The following is a 23,640-nucleotide window of genomic DNA, read 5'->3' on the forward strand; positions in this document are numbered from 1 at the left end:
AAGGCGGCACCCATGGCCGACACGCTGCTCTTCAACCCGCGGACGTACGACCCCGCCCACTTCGACCCGGAGACCCGCAGGTTGCTGCGCGCCACCGTCGACTGGTTCGAGGAACGGGGCAAGCGCCGGCTGATCGAGGACTACCGGACCCGCGCCTGGCTCGGCGACTTCCTCGCCTTCGCCGCCGAGGAGGGCCTCTTCGCGACGTTCCTCACGATCTCTTCCGCCGCCGGACCGGGCGAGGACGAAAAGCGCTGGGACACCGCGCGCATAGCCGCCCTCAACGAGATCCTCGGCTTCTACGGCCTGGACTACTGGTACGCGTGGCAGGTCACCATCCTCGGCCTCGGCCCGGTCTGGCAGAGCGAGAACCCCGCCGCCCGCGCCCGCGCGGCGGAACTGCTCGCCCAGGGTGAGGTGTTCGCCTTCGGCCTGTCCGAGAAGGCCCACGGCGCCGACATCTACTCCACCGACATGCTTCTGGAGCCCGACGGCGCGGGCGGCTTCCGGGCCACCGGCTCCAAGTACTACATCGGCAACGGCAACGCCGCCGGACTCGTCTCCGTCTTCGGCCGGCGCACCGACGTGGAAGGACCCGACGGATACGTCTTCTTCGCCGCTGACAGCCGCCATGCGGCGTACCACGTGGTCAAGAACGTCGTCGACTCGTCGAAGTACGTCAGCGAGTTCCGCCTGGAGGGCTACCCCGTAGGCCCGGAGGACGTGCTGCACACCGGCCGCGCCGCGTTCGACGCCGCCCTCAACACGGTCAACGTCGGCAAGTTCAACCTGTGCACGGCCTCGATCGGCATCTGCGAACACGCGATGTACGAGGCCGTCACCCACGCGCAGAACCGCATCCTCTACGGCCGTCCGGTCACCGCCTTCCCGCACGTGCGGCGGGAGTTGACCGACGCCTACGTCCGGCTCGTCGGCATGAAGCTGTTCAGCGACCGCGCCGTCGACTACTTCCGCACCGCGGGCCCCGACGACCGCCGCTACCTCCTCTTCAACCCGATGACCAAGATGAAGGTGACCACCGAGGGCGAGAAGGTCATCGACCTGATGTGGGACGTCATCGCCGCCAAGGGCTTCGAGAAGGACAACTACTTCGCCCAGGCCGCCGTCGAGATCCGCGGCCTGCCGAAGCTGGAGGGCACCGTCCACGTCAACCTGGCGCTGATCCTCAAGTTCATGCGCAACCACCTCCTCGACCCGGTCCCCTACGAGCCCGTCGCCACCCGCCTCGACGCGGCCGACGACGAGTTCCTCTTCCGCCAAGGCCCGGCCCGCGGCCTCGGGTCGGTGCGTTTTCACGACTGGCGGCCGGCCTTCGACGCGTACGCCCACCTGTCCAACGTGGCCCGGTTCCGGGAGCAGGCCGACGCGCTCTGCGACTTCGTGCTCAAGGCCGCGCCGGACAAGGAGCAGAGCCGGGACCTCGACCTGCTCCTCGCCGTCGGGCAGCTCTTCGCGCTCGTCGTCCACGGGCAGCTGGTCCTGGAGCAGGCCGCCCTCACGGGCCTCGACGACGATGTGCTCGACGAGCTGTTCGCCGTCCTCGTGCGGGACTTCTCCGCACACGCCGTCGAGCTGCACGGCAAGGACTCCGCGACCGGGGAGCAGCAGCTCTGGGCGCTCGGCGCGGTCCGCCGTCCGGTCGTCGACGCGGCGCGTTCGGAGCGCGTCTGGCAACGCGTCGAGGCTCTGTCAGGGGCGTACGAGATGAAGCCCTGAGGCCCCGACCCGGCCTCGGACCGCCTCGCGGGGCGGCGGAGATACCGGCGACGGCTGCGATCCGCCCGACGGATCGCAGCGCCCGTCAGCGACGGACCGGGTGGGCTTCGGGTCCGCGCATCCGCACGGCGGGCCTCATGAGTCGCCCCCGCCGCCCGAAGCCTCGTCTGCCCGGTCTCCCGCGCGGACGGCGGGTTCTCAGGTGGCCCGGTAGGCCTCGCTCAGTTTCCGGACGGCCGCTGCGTACCGTCCGGTGAGCGAGAGGTGGTCGGCGTCGGAGAACGGTGTCGCGACCGCCGCCGTGAGATCCGTGCCCACCTTCTGCTGGACGATCAGCCGGGCCCGGCTCACCAGCGCGCGGCCCGCGGAGTCGGCCCCGGCCCGCTCGGCCGCCGCGGCCGCGACGCCGAGTGCGCGGAGCGTGGCCGCGCCGCCCGCCGGCGCCTTGGTCAGGGTCGTCAGACCCCAGCCGTACGGGAACTGCGGGTCGTACGCCGTGTCGCCGACGTTGATCGGCAGCTGGGCCTCGGACCGGGGCCAGGTGACCGGGAGCCGGCCGGTGAAGGGCCGCTTCCCGTAGAGCACGTCGGCCACGCCGTCGCCCTCCGTGCCCGGCAGCCAGGACGCCACCAGGGCGTCGATGGCCCCGAGCCGGTCGCCGATCAGCTGGGGACGTCCGGAGACGATCAACACCGCGCACTTCATGGCCGCGCACACCCTGTCGACGGCGGCCCGGTCGGCGGCCGACAGCTGGAGGGAGTGCCCGTTGCCGACGTCCCCGACGCCCTCCGCGTACGGAGTCTCGCCGACGACGACCACGCCGACGTCGTAGCCGGTCATGGGCGCGGAGGCGTCCTTGGAGTAGGTGACGTTCCCGTCCTTGCGCATCGCGTCGAGGATGGTGGTCCCCTGGGTGTGGGCGCCGGAGGCGCCCTGCCAGGTGACCGTCCAGCCGCCGGTCTGGTTGCCGAGGTCGTCGGCGTTGGACCCGGCGACGTAGACCTTCTGCGATGTCCGCAGCGGGAGCAGCCCGCCGCTGTTCTTCAGCAGCACCTGTGACTCGGCGGCCGCCTGACGGGCGACGGCCCGGTGCGCGGCGCCGCCGATCTCGGAGGCGTTGCGCGTCTGCGCGTACGGGTGCTCGAACAGACCCAGCCGGAACTTCTGGGTGAGGATGCGCGAGACGGCGTCGTCGATCCGCCTGCCGCTCACCCGTCCCGCGTTCACCTCGTCGATCAGGGTCGAGGTGAAGTCCTTGTAGCCGTACGGCACCATCATCATGTCGACGCCCGCGTCGACCGCCGTGCGGACGCGGGCCGGATAGTCGCCGGGGAGCTGGTCGATGGCGTTCCAGTCGCTGATGACGAACCCGTCGAAGCCCATACGCCCCTTGAGCACACCGTTGATCATGTCGGCGCGGGCGTGCATCTTCACCGGGCCCTGGCCGTCGCCGAGGACGTCGAGCGAGGAGTACGACGGCATCACGGTGCCGATGCCCCGGTCCACGGCCGTTCGGAACGGCGCCAGGTGGACGGCCTCCAGCTGCCGGCGGGTGACCTCGGTGACGCCCTGGTCGATGGTGTACGTCCCCGTAGTGGACGAGCCGTACTCGGTTCCGCCGTCGCCGACGAAGTGCTTGGCGGTGGCGAGGACCTTGTCGTCGTCCTTCAGATCCCGACCGTCGGCGCGGCCTTGCAGCCCCTGGACGACGGTCTCCATGGACTGGACGAGTGCCGGGTCCTCGCCGAAGGATTCGTAGGAGCGGCCCCAGCGCTCGTCGCGGGAGACGCACAGGCAGGGGGCGAAGTCCCAGGGGACTCCGGTGGCGCGGACCTCACTTGCCGTCACCTCGCCCGTTCGTTGCGCGAGTCGGGGATCACGGGTCGCGCCGATGCCGATGTTGTGCGGCATGATCGTGGCGCCGACCAGGTTGTTGTGGCCGTGCACGGCGTCGACGCCGTAGATCAGCGGGATCTGGAACCGTGTGGCCCGGGTCCGGAGCTGGAAGCCGTCGATCATCTTCGCCCAGGCCTGGGGGGTGTTGGGCGTGGGTGTGGAACCCCCTCCGGAGAGCAGCGAACCGAGCTCGTACGCGGCGACGTCGGCCCCCTCGCCCACAGCTCCGCGCTCGGCCTGGGTCATCTGCCCGGCCTTCTCCTCGAGGGACATGCGGGACAGCAGGTCGGCCACCCGCTTGCGGACCGGCGACTTGCGGTCCAGATAAGGCAGTCCACCTGCGTCGATGACCACCTGCGGTGTCTCGGCGGGGGCCTTGGCGCCGGTGACCGTGAGCTTCAGCGGGATGGTCTCGGCGGGCTCACCGGCCTTGTCCCGGAGCGTGCGGACCTTGACGGTCCGCGTCGCCCCCGAGGCCGTTCCGGCCGGGAAGGTGAGCGTTCCGGTGACCGGCGTGTAGTCCCGGCCGGGATCGGCGGTGCCGCCGTTGGTCGTGTACGCGACGGTCACCGGTCCGTCGAGGGGGGCGGACCCGGTGGTGGCGAGGGTGACCGCGACGGCGGCCGTGCCGCCCTCCCGTACCGGGTAGACGGCGGCGTCGGTCGTCACGCTCGCCCGCAGCGCCTGGTCGGCGCTGCCGTACAGCTCGACGTCGTCCATGGCGAAGCGGCCCTTGACGCCGACGGGGAGGGTGAGCGCGTACCCCCACATCTGGGTGAGCCCGAGGACATGGTCGATGCCGCCGACGGGCTGGTAGTCCGTGCGGTAGGCGAAGTCGGTGAAGGGGAGCTCGATCTGCTTCCAGCCGCTGAAGTCGTCGGTGAAGGAGGTCGTCCACAGCTCGGAGGCCTCGCCGTTCGCGCCGCCGTCCTTGATCTCGAAGGGGACCTTCTTGCCGGAGTCCTGGCCCTCCCACCAGAAGCGGACGCCGCGGCGGGCGGACCAGTCGTGGGCGGGCCGGTCGGCCGCGAAGTCGTGCGTGAAGCCGCCGTAGCCGCTGATGTCGTAGGCGCCGGTGAGCACCTTCTGGCCCTCGGGGGCGTCGGCGCGGGCGGTCAGTTGCAGGGCGGGCGGATCGTCGCTGTCGCCGCCCCAGGTGAAGATGCCCTCGGCCGGCTGGGAGGCGAAGGGGACCTCGCCCTCGAAGCGGTCGACGGGGACCGGCGCGGGGTCGTCGGCGGCCTGGGACGCCGTCGGCGACAGCACGACGGCGAGCAGGGCGGTGGAGAGGAGCAGAGCGGTTCTCGGCATGGACCTTCCCTCGGCTCACGGGGTTCACTCAGCACTTAGATCACGCCGTGAGTCAACTAACGCCCCGCACAGCCGTCAAGACGTCACGTCAGCCGCACCGGTCCGGTCATGCACCGGGCCGCCGACCAGCGCCCAAATCCGTTGTGCGAAAGACCATTTCGTGGCTCCTTCGCACGGTCGATACGGTCCGAAGCATGGAGAGAAACCTTCTGTCCGCCGAAGAACTCGCGGCTGCCTTGCGTGCCGGTGAAGTGACCTCGGCGGACGTGACCGACGAGGCCATCACCCGTATCGAGCGGGACGACAGGACGATCAACGCGATCTGCGTGCCGGACTTCGACCGCGCCCGGGCTGCCGCACGCGAGGCCGACCGGGCGCGCGCCCGCGGTGACGACCGGCCGCTGCTCGGCATTCCGGTCACGGTGAAGGAGTCCTACGACATCGCCGGGCTGCCCACGACCTGGGGCATGCCGTTCCACCGGGACCACGTGCCGGCCGAGGACGCGGTGCAGGTGTCCCGGCTCAAAGCCGCGGGCGCGGTGGTGCTCGGCAAGACCAACGTGCCCATGGGACTGCAAGACATACAGAGCTTCAACGAGATCTACGGCACCACCAACAACCCGTGGGATCACGGTCGTACGCCGGGTGGATCCTCGGGTGGGTCAGCGGCCGCCCTGGCGTCCGGATTCGGCGCGCTGTCCATCGGCTCCGACATCGGCGGTTCGTTGCGCACTCCCGCACATTTCTGCGGTGTCTACGCCCACAAGCCGACGCTCGGACTGGCGGCGAGCCGCGGCATGGTCCCACCGCCCGCGCCGGCGTTCCCGGCCGAATCCGATCTCGCCGTCGTCGGGCCGATGGCCCGCACGGCCCGCGACCTCACGCTCCTGCTCGACGTCATGGCCGGACCGGACCCACTGACCCTCGGCGTGGCGCACGACCTGAGGCTCCCGCCCGCCCGCCACGAGCGGCTCTGCGACTTCCGCGTCCTGGTCCTGGACGAGCATCCGCTCATTCCGACCGGTTCCGCCGTGCGGGCCGGCGTGAATCGGGTGGCCGACGCCCTTGCCGAAGGCGGCGCCCGGGTGGAGCGACACAGTCCGCTGCTGCCGGATCTGACCGAAGCCGCGATCCTCTACATGCACTTGTGGTTCTCGGGCGTGGCCGCACGCTTTCCGGTCGAAGTGTACGAGCGACTGCAGACCCACGCCTCCGCGCTGGGGGCGGACGACCGGAGTCTCGATGCGGCACGGCTGCGCGGCATGGCGTCCAGTCACCGCGGCTGGATCGAGGCGAACGACGGCCGCGAACTCCACCGCCACGGCTGGCGGCAGCTCTTCGCCGAGTTCGACGCCGTGGTGTGTCCCGTCACCCCCACTCCCGCGTTTCCGCACGACCACGAACCCGATCTGACGACGCGCCGGATCGACATCGACGGCGTCGAGCACCCGTACCTCGACCAGCTCGTCTGGGCCGGCGTGGCCACCATGCCCGGTCTGCCTGCCACCGCCGTACCCGCGGGCGGGTCCCCCGAGGGTCTGCCGGTGGGAGTGCAGTTGATCGGCCCGATGTTCGAGGACCGCACCCCGCTGCGGCTGGCCGAACTGCTCGAGCAGAAGATCGGCGGCTTCCGGACACCGGGGTAGCGCGCCCTACCGCCGGTCCGCCGCCGCCGTCGGCAGCGTGCTCCGGCACGGTCTCCGCGAGCAGGGCGCGCCGCTCGCGGGCACCGGGCCACCGGTCGGTCAGAAGGGCATGCGACGACGTGCCCGGCGGCCCGCGGAACCACTGCGGCCCACGGCCCGCGAGCTGGACTGGAAGGGCTTGCTCAACAGGCGCCCCAGCGGGCCAGGGGCCTTGGAACCGGCACGGGATCCCCAACCCAGGCCGCGCTGCGCGCCGTTCTGGGGGTGCCTGCTCAGTCGCGGGACGACGAAAGCGAGTATCGCGAGGACCACGCAGAAGGCGATCACGCCGACGATCATCATGGGGAGACTCCTGGGCCGGTCTGTACGGGTTCGACTCCGTGCCGCAACACGGACTTGGCATTTTCGCTACCGACCGACTGCCCGCTGCGGCGCGGGACACGCCAGGGGGCGTTCGGCCGGCGCGCCCGGGGAGCAGATGGCGCCTCCCGGCACACGGCCGTTTCCGCCCGCGCCGCAGTTCCCCGGACTCCGGCAGCGGCGGGCCGCGGTGCCGGCTCCCACCGTCCCGAGCCGTGGATCCCCGACCTCGACGAGGTCGCGTGCGGCGCGCTTGGACGCCGTTTTTGCCGGATCGGCAACAAGAGTGGCGGACCGGGACCCGGTGGGCGACCGTGGGGCCGTGACCGACGACATCGCAGCAGGATCGCCCGCTTCCGACATCCCCTTGCCCTCCGACGGATACGTCGGCGACCCCGCGGTGCGGGCGGAGTGGGACAACCGATACGCCGACCGACACCAGCTGTGGAGCGGACGGCCCAACGGTGCGCTCGTGGCCGAGGTCGCCGGACTCACACCCGGGAGGGTGCTCGACGTCGGCTGCGGCGAGGGCGCGGACGCCGTCTGGCTCGCACGTGCCGGCTGGGACGTGACCGCGCTCGAGGTGTCGGGCGTGGCACTGGAGCGGGCGGCCGGGCACGCGCGCGACGCCGGCGTCGCCGTTCACTGGGTGCACGCCGCGCTCACCGAGGCAGCGCTCCCGCCTGCCTCCTTCGACCTGGTCTCCGCGCAGTACCCGGCCCTGCTGCGCACCCCCGACGCCGCAGCCGAGCGGGCACTGCTCGCCGCTGTCGCACCCGGCGGCGTGCTGCTGCTCGTGCACCACGCGGGGATGGACACCCGGGACGCGCACGACAGCGGCTTCGACCCGGCCGACTACGTCTGGCCCTCGATGGTCGCCGCCCTGCTCGACGACGACTGGGAGGTGCAGGTGGACGAGCAACGCCCGCGTGTGGCGCCCGACGGCGGCGCGGGCGCACACCATACGGACGACGTGGTGCTCCGCGTCCGCCGGCTGCGCTGAGAGACTCCGCCGCTCGCAGTGGCCCCAGCAGCGACATACGACGACCGCTCCCCCGCACCGGCGTCCGGTGGGAGTGCCTCCGCCCGAGGGACCGGTATTCGGCTCCGGCGGAACGCGGCTGCGGCTGCCTCGTCGTCCACCGATCGTCAAAGGCGTCTGCGCGACCACCGGCTCGCCGGACCGGCGAACAGTGCCACGGTGCCACGGTGCGAGATGGTCCTTCGTCGGTCAGCTGCGCCGGCGGCGGAGCACCACGTGTCCGGCGGCGGTCAGCGCCCCTGCGGTGAGGCCGAGACCGAGGCCGATGTCCCGGCCGGACGGCCCCGCGTCGGTCGCGCCGCCGAGTCCGCCCTGGACACCGCGGGTGGGTGTGACGACGGGTCTGGGCAGGGCCGTTCCCACGTCGGCGACAGGGCGGTGGGGCAGCGCCTCACAGGCGATCCCGTCGTCCGGCCCCTGGTCCTCGTCGAGCCGGTCCGGGTCGGAGGGGTCTTGGTCGAACACCGCCTGGGCGTCTTCCTGGAAGGCGAAGTCGCGGCAATCGAGGTCCTGGGCGTGGGCGGTCCCCGCCAGTGGGGTGATGCATACGATCGCGGCGGCTATGCCTGCGAGGGGAGCACGGTATGACATGGACGTCTCCTGCCGGTCCCTGGGTGATCCGTCGCTCTCGACGCTAGGAGACGGCATGCGTATCGGCGCGAGGACGTGGGCCAGGCAGGTGAGCGTCCGTCACGTGACGCGGCTGCCGCCGCTCGGTGACACCGCGGGCGGCTCGCCGCGGAGTGACGGCGTCGTAGTCGGCGGGGCCGCGTGCACGGGCGTGGAGATGGATGACAGGCCCTCGCGGTGTTCGGCGCGGTCATGTGGCAGGCCGTCCTCGGCCCCGAACCCGCGGGGCGCCGTCCGATCCCCGAGGACCGGAAGCTCCCGGAGCTGACCGCACTCTGCCAGGCATGCCGTGGCAGACGACGGGAGTCTTGTCCCGGTCCCGTCCGTCCTGTCCGTCCCGTCCCGTCCCGCCGGCGTGAACCGGAGGCTCCCACCCTTTGGGTCTGCGACCGCACTGGGTCTATCGTCGGAAGCCAGGGCCAGGACGAGGAGGACGGCCGGTGATGCCGCAGGACGAGGCCGTGATCGGCTGCACGGGAAACGTGCTCATCGGAACGCGCGGAGCCGCGGGTCCCGGCGAGGTCCTGGTGCGGGTCAGAGGCGGCTCGGAGACGTTCCTCGCCTGGTCGGAGGAGCCCCTGCCCATCGGCGCCACGGTGCTTGTGATCGAATCGCGTGGATGCCGCGAGGTCGGCGTCATCGAGTGGGTGGATCCATTGGACGCGCTCGGCGAGGACACCGCCGGCGCAGGCTGAGGAGTACAAGCATGTTCGGATACCGCGTCCCCGCCCCCGACGAGGCGATGTTGATCTCGGGAGGCAGGCGCGGACTGGGGGGCGCGCCGTTCCGAGTGGTGACGGGGCACGGCAAGTTCGTGCTCCCCGTCTTCCGCAAGGTCCGGTTTCTCACCCTGTCCATGTGCGAGTCGGAGGTCACCGAGACCTGCGTGACCCGACAGGGCATCGCGTTGCACGTCCGCGCGGTCATCGCATTCAAAGTCGGCAACGACCACGAGAGCATCATCAACGCGGGCCAGCGGTTCCTCTCCGACCAGGAGCAGATGTCCGTGCTCACCGGCCGGATCTTCGCCGGCCATCTGCGGGCCATCATCGGCTCGATGACGGTCGAGGAGATCGTCACCGAGCGGCAGAAGCTCGCCGCGGAGGTCCTGGACACCTCCAAGACCGAGATGGCGAAGATCGGTCTGATCGTCGACTCGCTGCAGATCCAGTCGATCGACGACGGCGACACCGGCTACATCGACGCGATGTCCGCGCCGCACAAGGCGGCCATCCAGCGGCAGGCGCAGATCGCGCAGGCGCAGGCCACCCAGACCGCGGCCGAGGCGCAGCAGGAGGCGGCCCGCAAGCAGGCCGAATACGCCCGTCAGACCGCCGTGGTCAAGGCGGCGTACTCGGCCGAGGTGGACCGCGCCCAGGCGCAGGCCGCCCAGGCCGGTCCGCTGGCGCAGGCCCACGCCCAGCAGGAGGTGCTCGCCGCTCAGACGGAGCTGGCCCAGCGCCAGGCCAAGCTGCGCCAGCAGCAGCTGGTGGCCGAGGTCGTGAAGCCCGCCGAAGCCGAGGCCGAGCGGGTCAGGATCCTCGCGGCCGCCGAGGCACAGCGCATGAAGATCCAGGCGGAGGCAGCGGCCTCGTACGACCGGGTCGCGCTCGACCGGATGCTGATCGACCAGCTCCCGCAGATCGTCAAGGAGGCCGCGGGCGGCCTTGCCGGCGCCAACGTCAACGTCCTGAACGGCGCGGACGGTCTCGGCGAGATCGCCGCCGGTCTCGTGTCCCAGGGCCTGACGATCCTCGACTCGGTCCGCCAGAACCTGGGCAGCCAGGACTCCGACAGCGCCCGTCCTGCCGGCAACCGTTCCGAGAGCAAGGGCAACGGCCTGCTCCAGCTGCCCACCAGCAAGGAGAAGAAGTCGAACGACGGCCCCGTGGACGTCGACTAACAGCCGCCGTAAACAGCCTCGACAGCTCGACAGCTCGACAGCTCGACAGCTCGACAGCAGCGTCGATCGGCGGATCGTGGTCGCCGGACGCCCCACGGTGAACGGATCGCCCAGGAATGGACCGGCGCTCGATCGGCTTGCGCGGGCCGGCGGGCAGCGGGCCTCGCCCCTCCTCAGGAGCGGCGAGGCCCCCGCCACGGCGCCGGACAGCACGCGGCCCTTGTCGGGAGTCGAGGGCACCGAGCGACGGAACGACCGAACGGCCGAGCGCTCCAACCGGCCGGGCGCCCATCGGTCGGCGCGTCTTCAGCGGGGCCAGTCGGGGGCGGGGTCCTCGTCCAGCAGGGGCCTGAGCGCGCCCAGTACGGCGCCGATGCAGACGTCGCGCAGTTCGGCGCGCGTGCAGTTCTGTTCGGAGAGCCAGTCCACGCACAGCACCTGAACGAACACCAGCCAGCTTTTCAGAACGCCCGACACGGCCTCGCGGGTGCTGTCGCCGCCGTGCGGAAGCACGCCGAGCAGCCCCTCGCGCAGAGCGTCGAGTTCGTCGGCGATGATCGTCTGGACCAGGCGGTCGCCGGCCAGTACCCGATTCGCCGCCAGGACGGTGTTCCGGTTCTCCGCGAAGTATGCGATGTGGGCGTCCAGGCCCTCGGTGAGCTGCTCGACCAGCGTGTCGGCGGGGTCGAACCGGGTCTTGGCGAGGAGTTGCTCGGCAACCTGCCGGTAGAGGGCCGCGAAGAGGTCGCGCTTGCTCGGGAAGTGCCGGTAGAGCAGCGCGCGGGAGACCCCGGCGCGCTCGGCGACGTCTTCCATCAGCACGTCGTCGTACGGGTGCGCGGCGAAGAGCTGCGCGGCGACGGTCAGGAGCTGGGCGCGGCGCTCGGCAGGCTGGAGGCGCTGACGGGGGGACACACGCCCATGCTACTTGACACGCGTCTACTAGCTGCCCGTAACCTGGAGCTTAGTTGACGTGTGTCTACTAACCCGGGTGGTGAGGCTGTCATGGCACGGATCACGGCTCTTCGGGGGCTCATGTCGGTCATGGGGTACGCATGCGTGGCGATCGGGCTCTTTCATGTGCTGCTCGGGAACGCCGCGATCCCGGGCGCGGGCTCGGCAGGCCCGACCGTCGACAGCCTCGGCCGGTTCTTCGGCGCGATCTTCGCCGGCTACGGCGTCGGCTGGCTGTGGGCGGCCCGACGATCGCCGATCCCCGCACGCGCCGTGCGATGGCTGGCCGGGATGATGCTGCTGGGCGCACTCGGCCGGATTCTGTCGCTCGCCGTGCAGGGGTGGCCTCACTGGTTCCAGGTGGTGCTGGCTGCCGTCGAACTGATGCTGTCGCCGTTGTTCTTCTGGTTGGCGGACGCCGGAGAGAAGGCCGCCCGGTCGGCGGTCAGCCCCGTAGCCACGTAGGCGGTGGCGGCTTCGCCGCCTGCGGCCTGCTCCCCCGGGGTCACACCGGCCCTTCCGTGGTCTGCCGCTACGCCTGGGGCGCGTGCGTCGCGTGCGGCCCCCCGCCCGAGGTTCTAGGCTCGGCCCGTGGGTCAATCCGAGCAGCGCGCCGAGGGCGCGGGACCGTTCACCACCCGGCTCACCTGGCGCCTTCCCGACGGCGGCACCGCTGTGTGGGAGTCCCGCCTCGCGCGCAGGCGCGGGAGGCTCTCCGTCCGTCCCTCCCCTTCGGGGCCCGCTCACACCGTCCGCGCGGACGCCGTCTCCCTCACCCGGCTGCGGCGGCTCAACGTCATCGCCGCCCTCGCCTTCGTCTTCGGCGGAGCCCTTTTCGCGGCCGGTGCCGCCGTCGCCCAGTTCGGTTCCGGCGACGCCACCGAATGCGCCTCGATCTACTTCGTGGGCGGCCTGTTCTTCACTCTCGGCGGGTACGTCTCACTGCTCCAGGTGATCGACGCGCCGCGCCACGTTCCCGGCGGCGCGGGGCGATTGGTCACCCCCCACTGGCGATGGTGGAGTTATGAGCCGACGCGGGTGGACTGGCTGAGCGCGTTCGTCCTCTTCTCGGGGACGCTCGTCTTCGCCGTCGACCTGCTGGACTCCTTCCTGCAGGGTCTGACCGTGCAGCAGGTCAACCGGCTGATCTGGGCGCCCGACCTGATCGGCTGCACCCTCTTCCTGATCTCCGGCCATCTGGCCGTGGTCGAGATCTGCCATGGCCGGTTCTCCGTGCGGACGCACGATCTCGGGCAGTGGATCGTCGCCGTCAACCAACTCGGGTCCGTGCTGTTCATGGTCTCGGCGCTCGCCGCCTACACCCGCCCCGCCACCGGCAGCCTCGTCAACGCCGACATCGCCAACTGGGGCACCCTCACCGGCGCTCTGTGCTTCTCGCTCGCGGGCTTCCTCCAGCTCGGCGAGCACTCGTAGGGCCCGGGCAGGGACGCCGGGCAGCCGCCTCACGGCCACGTGCGCAGGGCGCTACGTGACCGCCCACGACAGGGCTTCGGGTCAGGACGGCACAGCCGGGTCGCCGGGCCCGGGCGCCCCGGCGCGCAGCCCGTCCATGACGAGGTCGAGGAGCCGGGCGGCACGCGGACGCCAGTCGTCCGTGGGAGCCATCTGCCACAGGCCTCCGATGGCGAGGACCAGGTCGTCGGGGGTCATGCCCGGCCGAATGGAGCCCACCGCGTCGTTGGCGCGCAGAAGGAGTTCGGCGGCGTCGGTGACGGGGGTGTTCGCCGGTTTCGCGAGGCCGCCCGGCTTGCTGGTGGCGAGGCGGATCGCGTCGGCGAGACCGGCCTTGGTCATGGCGAACTCGGCCAGCCGGTCCATCCAGGCGCGCAGGGCCTGGTCCGGCGGCAGCCGTTCGAGCAGCTGGGCCGCACTGTCGGCGACCTGGCGCATCTCGTGGCGGTAGATCTCCAGGACGAGGGACTCGCGGTTGGGGAAGTTGCGGTAGAAGGTCCCCTGTCCCACGCCCGCCTTCCTGGCGATCGCGCTGAGCGGCGCGTCGTGGCACAGCGTCAGCTCGGCCAGAGCCACCTCGAGAATGCGCTCGCGGTTGCGTTGCGCGTCCGAGCGCAGGGGCGCGTCCTTCTCGTACTGCACTCGACTCTCCTCGGGGTACGCGGGAACCCCACCCTTGCTAAGCGGACAGCTGTCCGTTACGTTTGCCGACAGCGGACGACTGTCCGGTTGGGTTCACGATAGCCCCGGCCGGACCCGCGCGGGAGTCCGCGTTCACCTCAACGCCGTCCCCGCGCGCCCACCCCTCCCCCGCCTCACCACGTACTCGGCAGCCGCCAGGCACCGGCGGTCGCCGCCCAGCTTTCCGGAAGCGCGAAAGAAGCTCTCATGGCCTTACCGACGTCCAGTGTCATCACCTTGCACATCAACGGCGAGCAACACACGCTCCCCGTCGACCACCGCACCACCCTGCTCGACGCGCTCCGCGAGCGACTCGACCTCACCGGCACCAAGAAGGGCTGCGACCAGGGGCAGTGCGGAGCCTGCACCGTTCTGGTCGACGGCCGCAGGACCGTGGCCTGTCTCCAGCTCGCGGTCGCGGCCGAGGGGCGTGAGATCACCACCATCGAGGGCGTGGCGGACGGCGAGCGGCTGCACCCGGTGCAGCAGGCGTTCCTCGATCTCGACGGCTATCAGTGCGGCTACTGCACTCCAGGACAGATCTGTTCGGCGATCGGCATGCTCGCGGAGCACGCCGCCGGCTGGCCCAGCGCCGCCACGGCCGACGTACGGCCCGCCGGCCCGCGGCCTCTGACGGCGGACGAGATCCGTGAACGCATGAGCGGCAACCTGTGCCGCTGCGCCGCCTACACCTCGATCGTCGAGGCCGTCGCCAGTGCCGCGGAATCGGGGACCGCGGCACGCGGGGGCACCCGACCGGAAGACAAGGAGCCTGCGGCATGAGGGAGTTCGGCTACCGGAGGGCTTCCGACGTGGCGGGCGCCGTGGCACTGCTCGACGCCGACCCCGATGCGCGCTACCTCGCGGGCGGCACCAACCTGGTCGACCTGATGAAGACCGGCGTCGAACGACCGGGACGGCTGGTCGACGTACGCGGCCTGCCACTGGACCGCGTGGAGCCGACTCCGGACGGCGGGGTACGGATCGGCGCGACCGTCACCAACAGCGACCTCGCCGCCCATCCTCTGGTCCGCACCCGCTACCCCGCACTCGCTCAGGCGGTGCTCGCCGGAGCCTCCGGCCAGCTGCGCAACATGGCCACCGTCGGCGGCAACCTGCTCCAGCGCACCCGCTGCGCCTACTTCGCCGACGCCACCGCACCCTGCAACAAACGGTCCCCCGGCAGCGGTTGTCCTGCTGTCAGCGGCGAGAACCGCAACCACGCCGTCCTCGGCGCTTCCTCGCACTGCGTGGCCGTGCACCCGTCGGACATGGCCGTCGCGCTGGCGGCCCTCGACGGCGTGGTGCACTACGAGACCGCTCAAGGGCCGGGCGAACTGCCCCTCGGCTGGTTCTACCTCCCGGTCTCCGACACCCCGCACCGCGAGACGGCCCTGCCGGCGGGCGCACTGATCACCGGCGTCACCCTGCCGCCGGCTCCGGTCGCCGCTCATTCCCGATACCGGAAGGTGCGCGAGCGCGCCTCCTACGCGTTCGCCGTCGGCTCGGTCGCCGCCGCGCTCGACGTCCACGACGGAGTCGTCCGGGAAGCGCGCCTGGCCTTCGGCGCGGTCGCCTCCCGTCCCTGGCGGGCCCGAGCCGCCGAGCGGATCCTTACCGGGGCGCCCGCCGACGCCGAGTCGTTCGCGGCCGCCGCGGACGCCGAACTGGAGGCGGCCCGGCCCCTGTCGCACAACGGATTCAAGGTGACCCTGATGCGCAACCTGACCGTGGCCGTCCTGAGCGAGCTCGCCGAGGAGGCCGCCCGATGACGACCGAGGCGCCCCTCGCTCCCGTCCGCGCCGTCGGCACCGGTCACGTCCGCGTGGAGGGGCGCGACAAGGTCACCGGCGCGGCCCGTTACGCCGGTGAGATCCCCTTCACCGATCTCGCCCACGGCTGGCTGGTGCTGTCCACCGTGACACGCGGCCGGATCCGGGACGTCGAGTCGGACGCCGTCCTCGCCATGCCGGGCGTCCTCGCCGTGCTGGACCATCGCAACGCCCCGCCGTTGAAGACCGACTACATCGGCCTGCTCGGCACCGGACCGGACCCGACCTGCGCGGTCTTCCAGAACGACCGGGTGCCCCACCTGGGCTGGCCGGTGGCGCTGGTGGTCGCCGAGACGTCCGAGCAGGCGCGTGAGGCCGCCGAGTCCCTGGTCGTCCACTACGAACAGGCCGCGCACGACGTCGACTTCACCGGCGACCATCCCGGCGCCCACCCGTCGGACGGTCATATGCCCGCCGTGACGGACAAGGGCGATCTGGAGGCCGAACTCACCGCGTCCGCCGTCGTCGTGGACGCCACCTACACCACTCCGGAAGAACACCACCACCCGATGGAGCCCCATGCGGCCACCGCCCGCTGGGAGGACGACCGGCTGAAGGTGGTGGACTCCAACCAGGGCGCCACCTGGGTCGTCGCGGAACTCGCGAACCTCTTCGGGCTCGATCCCGCCTCGGTGCGGGTGCGTTCGGAGCACGTCGGCGGCGGCTTCGGCAGCAAGGGCGTGCGCGCCCACCAGGTGGCCGCCGTGATGGCGGCCAGGATCACCGGGCGCCCGGTGCGTGTGGTCCTGACCCGCCGCCAGATGTTCACGTTGGCCGGCCACCGCAGCCCCACCATCCAGCGGGTCAGGCTCGGGGCGGACGCCGACGGACGGCTGCGCGCACTGGACCACCGCTCGCTCAGCCGTACCTCCACCGTGTACGAGTTCGTCGAGCCGAGCGCCGGCGTGGCCCGGGTGATGTACGACGCCGACGCGCACCACACGGAGAACCAGGTCGTTCCTCTCGACGTCCCGAGCCCCACCTGGATGCGCGCTCCGGGCGAGGCGCCGGGGTCCTTCGCACTGGAGGCCGCGCTCGACGAACTCGCCCACGCGTGCGGCATCGACCCCATCGAGCTGCGTCTGCGCAACGACCCCGACCGGGGCCCGGTCTCCGGACTCCCCTTCGCCGGACGCAATCTGCGCGCCTGCTTCGAGGAGGGCGCCCGCCGCTTCGGCTGGGACCGGCGCGATCCGCTGCCGGGGGTGCGGCGCGAGGGGCGCTGGCTCCTCGGCACCGGCACCGCGGCGGCTTCCTTCGGCGCCGGCGCGGCGCCGTCCACAGCCTCGATCACCGCGGAGGCGGACGGCCGCTTCACCGTACGGATCTCGGCGGCCGACATCGGCACCGGGGCGCGGACCGCCCTGACCCTGGTCGCCGCGGACGCGCTCGACGTCCCGCCGGGACGCGTACAGGTGCGGATCGGCGACAGCGCGTTCGGGCCCGCGATGATCGCGGGCGGGTCCATGGGCACGCGGTCCTGGGCATGGGCCGTGATGGCCGCTGCGCGCGAACTGCGCGACCGCCTCGTGCCGGGCGCCGCGATCCCGGCCGAGGGCATCACCGCGCGCTCCGACACCACCGAGGCGATCGCCGCGCTCGCACGGAAGGAACGGCACTCCTTCGGCGCGCAGTTCGCGGAGGTCGCCGTCGACACCGGCACCGGCGAGGTCCGGGTACGGCGCATGCTCGGCGTGTTCGCGGCGGGGCGCATCGTCAATCCCCTCACGGCCCGCGGCCAGTTCACCGGCGGGATGATCTGGGGCATCTCCATGGCCCTGCACGAGGAAGCCGCACGCGACGCGGTCTCCGGTGGGCCCGTCGGGGCGGATCTCGCGGGCTATCACGTGGCCACGCACGCCGACGTCCCGCGCGTCGAGGCGCACTGGGTGGCGGACGAGGACCCCGAGGACCCGGTCGGCATCAAGGGAATCGGCGAGATCGGCATCGTCGGCGCGGCCGCCGCCATCGCCAATGCCGTGTGGCACGCGACCGGCGTGCGCCACCGCAGCCTGCCCATCCGCCCCGACCGCGTCCTGGCGGGCGGCCGGGATGCTTGACCTCGCGCCCCAGCTGGGCGACTGGCTGGCCGAGGGCCGTGAGGCCGCCGTCGCGACCGTCGTGTCGGTCGGCGGCAGCGCGCCCCGCGGTCCCGGCGCCGCCCTCGCCGTCGACGGGCGGGGAACCGTCATCGGGTCGGTTTCCGGTGGCTGCGTGGAGGCGTCGGTCTACGACCTGTGCGCTCGGGCGCTGGAGACCGGCGACAGCGCCCTCGAGCGCTTCGGCTACAGCGACGAGGACGCCTTCGCCGTGGGACTCACGTGCGGCGGAGTCCTCGACGTCCTGGTCACCCCGCTCACGGCGGACGGCCCGGTCGGCGCGCTGCTGCGTTCCGCCCTGGAGATCACGGCACGGGGCGAACCGGTGGCGCTCGTCAGGGTCGTCCGCGGCCCCACGGCCCTTCTCGGCGCCGCACTGCTCGTGCACGCCGACGGCTCCCGGGAGGGCGCGCTCGGCGGGCACGAGGACCTCGACCGAGCCGCCGCCGCGCAGGGCCTGGCCGCACTGGACACCGGCCGTACCGACACGGTCGAGCTGTCGCCGGACGGTTCGCACTGTCCCGGCGGCCTCACGCTCCTGGTCGAGCCGAGTGTGCCGCCGCCCCGGATGATCGTGTTCGGCGCCGTCGACTTCGCGGCGGCCCTGGTGCGCGCCGGCAAGTTCCTGGGCTATCACGTCACCGTGTGCGACGCCCGGCCCGTCTTCACCACCCCGGAGCGTTTCCCCGAGGCCGACGAGGTCGTCGTGGACTGGCCGCACCGCTACCTGCGGGGCACGCGGACGGACCCGCGCACCGTGGTGTGCGTGCTCACCCACGATGCCAAGTTCGACGTCCCGCTGCTCGAGGTCGCGCTGCGGTTGCCGGTGTCGTTCGTCGGCGCGATGGGTTCCCACCGCACGCACGCCGACCGGGAACGGCGACTGCGCGACATCGGTCTGCAGGAGCATGAGCTGGCCCGGCTGAGGTCGCCCATCGGGCTGGACCTCGGAGGACGTACGCCGGAGGAGACCGCTCTGTCGATCACGGCGGAGATCGTCGCCGCCCGCCGGGGCGGGACGGGCCTGCCGTTGACCGGTTCGGACCGGCCGATCCATCACCGGCACTCCGCCTGAGCCGCCGACGTCCCGCACGCTCGGGGAAGAGACCGCCGAGGGCGCGGGACGTCGGCCGCTGCGACGGGTCGCGAAGGCGAAGGCTGCGTCGAACGCACCGCCGTACGCGGGAGACGGGTCCCGCCGGTCGCGGGTGCGGGCCCGCCGCTCGGGCTCGACCCGTCGCTCGGCCCGGGAAGGCGCCCGGCCCCGGATCGGGGCCGGCCTCCTCGGCCGTCCGGAACCGGTTCGTCGCCATCGGCCGCGGAGACCGCCCGTCCCGCTCGACCGGGCCGCCGCCCCGCCTCCCCGCCTCCACGGCGGGGACGAGTCACCCTCGGTGACCTCCGCCCGTCTCGGTCCGGGATCCGCGCCAGGCCTCAGTGGACACGACGGATACGGATCGGGCCCCGGGCCGTCGTCGGCTCGACGGGGCGGCCGGCTTGAGTGATCTCCACCTCGCCGGCCTCGACCAGGCGGCGAGCCGCGCGGCGAACGGGCTCCATGAGTTCGCGCCAGCCGTCGTCCTCCCCCTCGTACACCGCCCGCGCGGCGTCCGAGGGACAGATCGTCCTGGAGGGGCCGCGGCGTTCGAGCAACTCCAAGATCGCTTGCTCCAAGCGCCGGCCCGTCTGCCGTTCGCTCCCGCTCACCAGGCCAGTATCGCCCGGGCGGTGCGACGAGGCCACGCTCAGCGCCCGCACCGCGACATGCGCGTGAAGGGAAGGCGGCCGCCGACGACCCGATCGCTCCGGCGAGACCTCTCACTCACCTCGGCAGCGAGCAAGACGTCGATCCCGAGACCCCGTCCTGGTCTCCTGCCCGGGCCCTAGCTGTCCGCTTGCCCTGTCGAGGCCTGCGCCGCCGCGATCTGCTCGTCCGCCCACTCACTCCACTCGGCCTGCATCCGCGTGAACCGCTTGCCCCACTCGAGGGTGAGCCGCCCGTAGACGGAGAGCGGGTCGTCGCCCCAGGCCGTCTCCTCGTCCATCGCGGTGAACCGGGCGTTGCGGCTGCGGGCGATCTCGGCGCGGCGGCGCATGAACTCCCGGGCCTCGTCCGGTTCCACCGCTCCGAGGAGGAAGACCCGCAGGAGGATGTCGTTTCGGCGGTATCCGTCCGGGGCGACCTGGAGCAGCCAGTGCCGCAGTTCCTCGCGGCCGTCGGCGGTGACCTCATACGTCTTCCTGCCCCTGGGCCCCTCCTCTGCGACCCTGATCAGGCCCGCGTCGGCCAGCCGGGTCAGTTCCGAATAGACCTGGCTCTGCGTCGCGGGCCAGACGTTGGACAGGGTCGACTTGAAGGCGCCGAGGAGGTCGTAGCCGCTGCCCGGCCCGTTGGACAGCAGCCCCAGCAGTGCGTGGCGAAGGCTCATGGCTCCACTGTAGACCCGACCTTCCAGTCTTGACATGTCACGGTCGGACCTTCTAGCTTTGACATGTCATCGCAGGAACATCGACCGTTCGGGCAGAGCGAGACCACTCGCACAGGGGGACAAGACCATGCAGTACCTGCGCAGCTTCCTTCCGTGGATAGTCGTCAGCGTCCTCATCGGAAGCGCCGACGTCCGCCTCGCGCTCGGCGCGGGCCTCGTCGTCGCCGTCGCGCTGATCGGCTATCAGCGCACCGACGGCCGTCCGTGGGACGCGCAGGTCGTGGAGATCAGCGCCGCGCTGTTCTTCGCCGTCGCCACGGCGGTAGCCTGCGCCGCGCCGGACTCCGCGTTCGTGGAGGACTACGCCTCCGCCGGCTCCTCGTTGTGGCTGGCGATGACGGCATGGGGCTCACTGGCAGTCGGCCGGCCGTTCACCCTCGGCATCGCACGGACGTCGGTACCCTCCGAGCACTGGAACACCCCGCTGTTCCTCAGCGTGAACAAGACCATCACCGCGGTGTGGGCGGCCGCCTTCACCGTCACCGGCGCGGGCTCGGCGCTGCTGCACCACTACCAGCCGCACAACGGCGGCGCCCGCACGGCCCTGACCATCGCCGGCATCGTCCTGCCCATCCTGTTCACGATCCGCTACCCCGACATCGCCCGCAGCCGCTTCGTCGCCGCCCGGCAGACGGCCGCCGCGCCGCAGGACCGCACGAAGTAGGCGCGGACAGGGAACCGTCACGGTCGGTGGATCGGCGCCCCGCGGCTTGTGCATCATCAGCTGATGCGCGGGCCGCCCGACCCGTATCGTCCAGACATGGACACCGCTTCTCCTCCCCCCGTCCTCGTCATCGGTCTTGATCCGTATCGCCTGCCCGGGCCGTGGGACCCCGAACCGGTGACCAAGGCGATCGAGGCCGGGCTGGCCGAATTCGCCGAACACGGCGTAGGTGCAGAAGGCAAACACGGTCGGGGCCCACACCTGACACAGTCGCGGTCACCCAGGGCGGCGGCGAAGGCGATGGGCGCGGCCGTCCGGTATCCGATCCACACCTCACCCCCGCACTGCCGCCCCAACACGCCACCAGCAGGCCGGCATCGGCATACGGCAGTGCGACACCCTGTCGGCGCCCCACGCGCCGAGCAGGGGCCGCCGCCACCACGTGGGGCGGACAGCCGCGGCCCGTCCCGACGGTCCGTGCCTGCACATGCGTCTACGTAGTTTCCCCGATGCCCCAGATCCGGGGGTTCCGGGATCGTTGGCGTGCGCCTCGGCCGGCTGGTGTTCCTGCCGGCCGCCCCACTCGGGGGAGCGGGTGGCGCGGCACAGCGGAAGGGTATGCGCATGACCATACGATCATCGGACGGTGCCTCGTCCACGGATCCGTCGGACGAGGCGGATTTCCCCTGGGTGTCCGTCAGGCCTGACAACGGGCCCGGCAAGTCTCTGCTGATCAAGGGGTCGCCCATCATCGCCATCGGTGCGCTGCGTATAGGTCTCCTGATGGCCAAGGGACGCGGCAATTCGGCGGGATCCGGCATGAAGGGTCTGGTGATCGGGATCCTGGCCGTCGTGTTCCCGCTGCTCTGCGTCGGCGTGCTCAACGGCCTCCGCTGGGCCAATGCCGGCATCCGCCTGGAAGACGGCTTCCTGACGGTGCGCGACCGGTGGAACCGCAAGGTTCTGCACACGCCCGTGACCTCCCTGACAGGGCTGCACACGCTCACGGCGCCCATCGACGGCCCGCACAAGAGCCGCATCGTGATCACCTCGGCAACCCATCGGCCCGTGGTCATCGATCCCCGGTTCTGGGACGCGGAAGGGCTCCGGGAGTTGTGGCAGGAGCTGCACCTCTCCTTCCAGGACCACGGTTTCCTCACCTGGCCTCTGCTCAGGAAGCGATTCCCCGGGATACCCACGCCGTGGCGTCACGTCCACATCGTCCTGTCGACCATCCTCCTGGTGCTCGGCTGCATCGCCTACGTCGCCCTGGTGGTGAACCTGCCCTTCTTCCTGTGACCGGCCGGCCGGGTTCAGCGACTGTTCCGTGGGCTCGCGATGCGCGCCTCCCCCGCCAGATGTCCGGATCAGGCGGTCACGAGCGTCACCACGCTTCGCGCGGGGAGCATGGCGGTGAAGGTGCCGTTCGACACGCCGGCGGTGCCCAGGGACGCGACGTTCCTGCTCGCGTCGGTCAGCCACGACGAGACGCTGGACGCCCTGCCGTTCGCCAGGCTGAACTGCTGACTCACCGCGGAGGCCCCCTTGTTGACGGCGACCACGACCGTGGAGTCACCGCTCCGGTACGCCGAGACGTAGACGTCCGACGCCGGTTTCGCCGTCGCCTCGACCCGCACGGATCCGGGCCGCACGAACCTGGCGAAGTGCGCCATGCAGGCGCCGCGCTTGCTGATCCTGCCGTCCTCGCGCAGGGGACCGTAACTACGCCGGATGTACCACCAGATGTACGCCTGGAACTCGGCGTCCACCATGGCGCGGTGGATGTGCTCCCCCACGTCGAGCGCCTGCGGCCACAGATCCGCCGAATCCGTGCTGTTGGGGTAGTAGACCTCGGTCATCCAGAGTTCCTTGCCCGCGCCCTTCTGCTTGAAGAGGGGGTAGGGGAAGTTCGCGAACGGCGTGCCGTAGAGGTGCGCGCCGATGACGTCCACGTTGGCGAGCGCCGCCGGGTCGTTGAGGATCGGGTCCGACATGTTCTTCAGGTACTGGAAGGACTCCGGTGCGATGACCCTGGTGCCGATCGAGCCGGCGTTCTCCCGCAGGAACCGGACCATTTCGGTGGGGGTCCACCAGGTCCAGTCCTGTGCGTAGTCGGGCTCGTTCTGCACCGAGATGCCGTACAGGTTCACTCCGTTGTTCCGCAGGAACGTGGTGAAGTCGTTGAGATGCCGGGCGTAGGCGCCGTACATGTCGTACCTGAGACGCCGCGCATTGGTCTGGCTGCCGCGGACGAAGGTCTCGACCATGGAGGAGGGCGGGTTCCACGGCGACGCGATGACCGTCGCACCGAGCTCGGTCGCGCGCCTCGCCGTCGCCACGTCCCGGCTCCAGGCCGACCGGTCCTCGGGGACGGGGATCCTCAGCAGAGAGAATCCCAGTCGGCCGTCACCTGCGCCGAACGCCGTGTCCCGCTGGGCAGTTGTGAGGTCACCGATCCAGGCGGAGTGACTCATCCCTCCGAAACCCCGGATCGTCTGCCGTCGCGCCGCCGCGTCGATGACGACCGTGGCGGCCGGCGTCGCGGCCACGGCTTTCGACGCCCCGGCGACGGACGTCGCTGTCGTCAGGATCGGCAGGGCCCCCATCGTCGCCAGGACGGCCCTGCGGCTCGGCGATCGCTGCTCCCCGTTCACGGGTTCGTTCCGACTCTGCGTCATGTCCCCTCCTCCTCTTGGCTGCTGATCCCGGTACGGACTTGCCCCACTTTCATGGGAGCGCTCCCATTCGTGGCCGTGCCTACACGTGTGCCGGTTTTCTGCGGGAGGTGCTGCCGATGTCGCGCACGGCCCGGCGCGGCGACTCGGGCAGGACGCCAAGGCCGTTCGACATCATGAACAGTGTCCAAGACTGCGGACATCACGAAAGTTAACGACCACCCTCAACACCGTCAAGCCTCTCGACG

At 71.5% G+C, this 23,640-nt stretch carries 21 protein-coding genes; 13 read left to right on the plus strand and 8 right to left on the minus strand.

Features of this window, described 5'->3' with window-relative positions; translation table 11 throughout:
- Positions 1-12: 12 nt before the first annotated feature.
- Positions 13-1,737, plus strand: a complete 1,725-nt coding sequence (locus tag BG482_RS21290; RefSeq protein ID WP_069770664.1) for an acyl-CoA dehydrogenase family protein — start codon at positions 13-15, stop codon at positions 1,735-1,737.
- Positions 1,738-1,935: 198 nt separating this feature from the next.
- Here the strand turns inward: BG482_RS21290 and BG482_RS21295 are convergent, their stop codons facing one another.
- Entirely contained in the window at positions 1,936-4,944 is a 3,009-nt protein-coding gene (locus tag BG482_RS21295) for a glycoside hydrolase family 3 N-terminal domain-containing protein (RefSeq protein WP_069770665.1), read from the minus strand.
- 194 nt (positions 4,945-5,138) lie between these two features.
- Between BG482_RS21295 and BG482_RS21300 the strand changes: the two genes are divergently transcribed.
- Complete coding sequence (locus BG482_RS21300; RefSeq protein WP_069770666.1) at positions 5,139-6,590, plus strand: amidase; 1,452 nt, start codon at positions 5,139-5,141, stop codon at positions 6,588-6,590.
- A 99-nt stretch (positions 6,591-6,689) separates the two neighbouring features.
- On the opposite strand, the gene BG482_RS21305 is transcribed toward BG482_RS21300, so the two are convergent.
- Entirely contained in the window at positions 6,690-6,932 is a 243-nt protein-coding gene (locus BG482_RS21305; RefSeq protein WP_069770667.1) for a DUF6411 family protein, read from the minus strand.
- Between the two features lie 340 nt (positions 6,933-7,272).
- Between BG482_RS21305 and BG482_RS21310 the strand changes: the two genes are divergently transcribed.
- Entirely contained in the window at positions 7,273-7,953 is a 681-nt protein-coding gene (locus BG482_RS21310; RefSeq protein ID WP_069770739.1) for a bifunctional 2-polyprenyl-6-hydroxyphenol methylase/3-demethylubiquinol 3-O-methyltransferase UbiG, read from the plus strand.
- A 228-nt stretch (positions 7,954-8,181) separates the two neighbouring features.
- Here the strand turns inward: BG482_RS21310 and BG482_RS21315 are convergent, their stop codons facing one another.
- Positions 8,182-8,583 (minus strand): excalibur calcium-binding protein, encoded by a 402-nt coding sequence (locus tag BG482_RS21315; protein ID WP_069770668.1) that lies wholly within the window; start codon positions 8,581-8,583, stop codon positions 8,182-8,184.
- Positions 8,584-9,065: 482 nt separating this feature from the next.
- Between BG482_RS21315 and BG482_RS21320 the strand changes: the two genes are divergently transcribed.
- Both BG482_RS21320 and BG482_RS21325 read left to right on the plus strand, forming a co-directional pair.
- The gene (locus tag BG482_RS21320) at positions 9,066-9,317 is read left to right on the plus strand and encodes a hypothetical protein (protein WP_069770669.1); all 252 of its coding nucleotides are present in this window, start codon (positions 9,066-9,068) and stop codon (positions 9,315-9,317) included.
- Between the two features lie 11 nt (positions 9,318-9,328).
- Positions 9,329-10,525 (plus strand): flotillin family protein, encoded by a 1,197-nt coding sequence (locus BG482_RS21325; protein ID WP_069770670.1) that lies wholly within the window; start codon positions 9,329-9,331, stop codon positions 10,523-10,525.
- Positions 10,526-10,831: 306 nt separating this feature from the next.
- Here BG482_RS21325 and BG482_RS21330 read toward each other — a convergent pair whose 3' ends face one another.
- Positions 10,832-11,440 (minus strand): TetR/AcrR family transcriptional regulator, encoded by a 609-nt coding sequence (locus BG482_RS21330; RefSeq protein ID WP_069770671.1) that lies wholly within the window; start codon positions 11,438-11,440, stop codon positions 10,832-10,834.
- A gap of 90 nt (positions 11,441-11,530) precedes the next feature.
- On the opposite strand from BG482_RS21330, the gene BG482_RS21335 reads away from it, so the two are divergent.
- Entirely contained in the window at positions 11,531-11,944 is a 414-nt protein-coding gene (locus BG482_RS21335; protein WP_069770672.1) for a DUF4345 domain-containing protein, read from the plus strand.
- 126 nt (positions 11,945-12,070) lie between these two features.
- Positions 12,071-12,913 (plus strand): hypothetical protein, encoded by an 843-nt coding sequence (locus BG482_RS21340; RefSeq protein WP_069770673.1) that lies wholly within the window; start codon positions 12,071-12,073, stop codon positions 12,911-12,913.
- 81 nt (positions 12,914-12,994) lie between these two features.
- Here BG482_RS21340 and BG482_RS21345 read toward each other — a convergent pair whose 3' ends face one another.
- Positions 12,995-13,594 carry a TetR/AcrR family transcriptional regulator gene (locus BG482_RS21345; protein ID WP_069770674.1) on the minus strand — a complete coding sequence of 200 codons (600 nt, stop codon included), beginning with the start codon at positions 13,592-13,594 and terminating at the stop codon, positions 12,995-12,997.
- A 246-nt stretch (positions 13,595-13,840) separates the two neighbouring features.
- Here BG482_RS21345 and BG482_RS21350 point away from each other — a divergent pair, with 246 nt between their 5' ends.
- The 4 genes from BG482_RS21350 to BG482_RS21365 are packed head-to-tail and all read left to right on the plus strand — an operon-like array spanning position 13,841 to position 18,639.
- Positions 13,841-14,416, plus strand: coding sequence for a (2Fe-2S)-binding protein (locus tag BG482_RS21350; RefSeq protein WP_069770675.1), 576 nt, complete (start codon positions 13,841-13,843; stop codon positions 14,414-14,416).
- Positions 14,413-15,405 (plus strand): xanthine dehydrogenase family protein subunit M, encoded by a 993-nt coding sequence (locus tag BG482_RS21355; RefSeq protein ID WP_069770676.1) that lies wholly within the window; start codon positions 14,413-14,415, stop codon positions 15,403-15,405. Before BG482_RS21350 ends, BG482_RS21355 begins: the two co-directional genes overlap by 4 nt.
- Entirely contained in the window at positions 15,402-17,525 is a 2,124-nt protein-coding gene (locus BG482_RS21360) for a xanthine dehydrogenase family protein molybdopterin-binding subunit (RefSeq protein ID WP_069770677.1), read from the plus strand. Before BG482_RS21355 ends, BG482_RS21360 begins: the two co-directional genes overlap by 4 nt.
- Positions 17,518-18,639: an XdhC/CoxI family protein gene (locus BG482_RS21365; protein ID WP_069770678.1), complete on the plus strand. Its 1,122-nt coding sequence runs from the start codon at positions 17,518-17,520 to the stop codon at positions 18,637-18,639. Before BG482_RS21360 ends, BG482_RS21365 begins: the two co-directional genes overlap by 8 nt.
- A gap of 359 nt (positions 18,640-18,998) precedes the next feature.
- Here BG482_RS21365 and BG482_RS21370 read toward each other — a convergent pair whose 3' ends face one another.
- Together BG482_RS21370 and BG482_RS21375 are read right to left on the minus strand one after the other, a co-directional pair.
- Positions 18,999-19,271 carry a DUF3253 domain-containing protein gene (locus BG482_RS21370; RefSeq protein WP_069770740.1) on the minus strand — a complete coding sequence of 91 codons (273 nt, stop codon included), beginning with the start codon at positions 19,269-19,271 and terminating at the stop codon, positions 18,999-19,001.
- 176 nt (positions 19,272-19,447) lie between these two features.
- Positions 19,448-19,993, minus strand: a complete 546-nt coding sequence (locus BG482_RS21375) for a PadR family transcriptional regulator (protein ID WP_069770679.1) — start codon at positions 19,991-19,993, stop codon at positions 19,448-19,450.
- A 127-nt stretch (positions 19,994-20,120) separates the two neighbouring features.
- Here BG482_RS21375 and BG482_RS21380 point away from each other — a divergent pair, with 127 nt between their 5' ends.
- Both BG482_RS21380 and BG482_RS21385 read left to right on the plus strand, forming a co-directional pair.
- Entirely contained in the window at positions 20,121-20,717 is a 597-nt protein-coding gene (locus BG482_RS21380) for a hypothetical protein (protein WP_069770680.1), read from the plus strand.
- A gap of 543 nt (positions 20,718-21,260) precedes the next feature.
- Entirely contained in the window at positions 21,261-22,016 is a 756-nt protein-coding gene (locus tag BG482_RS21385) for a hypothetical protein (protein WP_141746649.1), read from the plus strand.
- 68 nt (positions 22,017-22,084) lie between these two features.
- Here the strand turns inward: BG482_RS21385 and BG482_RS21390 are convergent, their stop codons facing one another.
- Positions 22,085-23,395, minus strand: coding sequence for a glycoside hydrolase family 30 beta sandwich domain-containing protein (locus BG482_RS21390; RefSeq protein WP_069770682.1), 1,311 nt, complete (start codon positions 23,393-23,395; stop codon positions 22,085-22,087).
- Positions 23,396-23,640: the final 245 nt, after the last annotated feature.

Origin of the sequence: Streptomyces sp. LUP30 (assembly GCF_001746365.1) — a bacterium.
Taxonomy (GTDB): domain Bacteria; phylum Actinomycetota; class Actinomycetes; order Streptomycetales; family Streptomycetaceae; genus Streptomyces.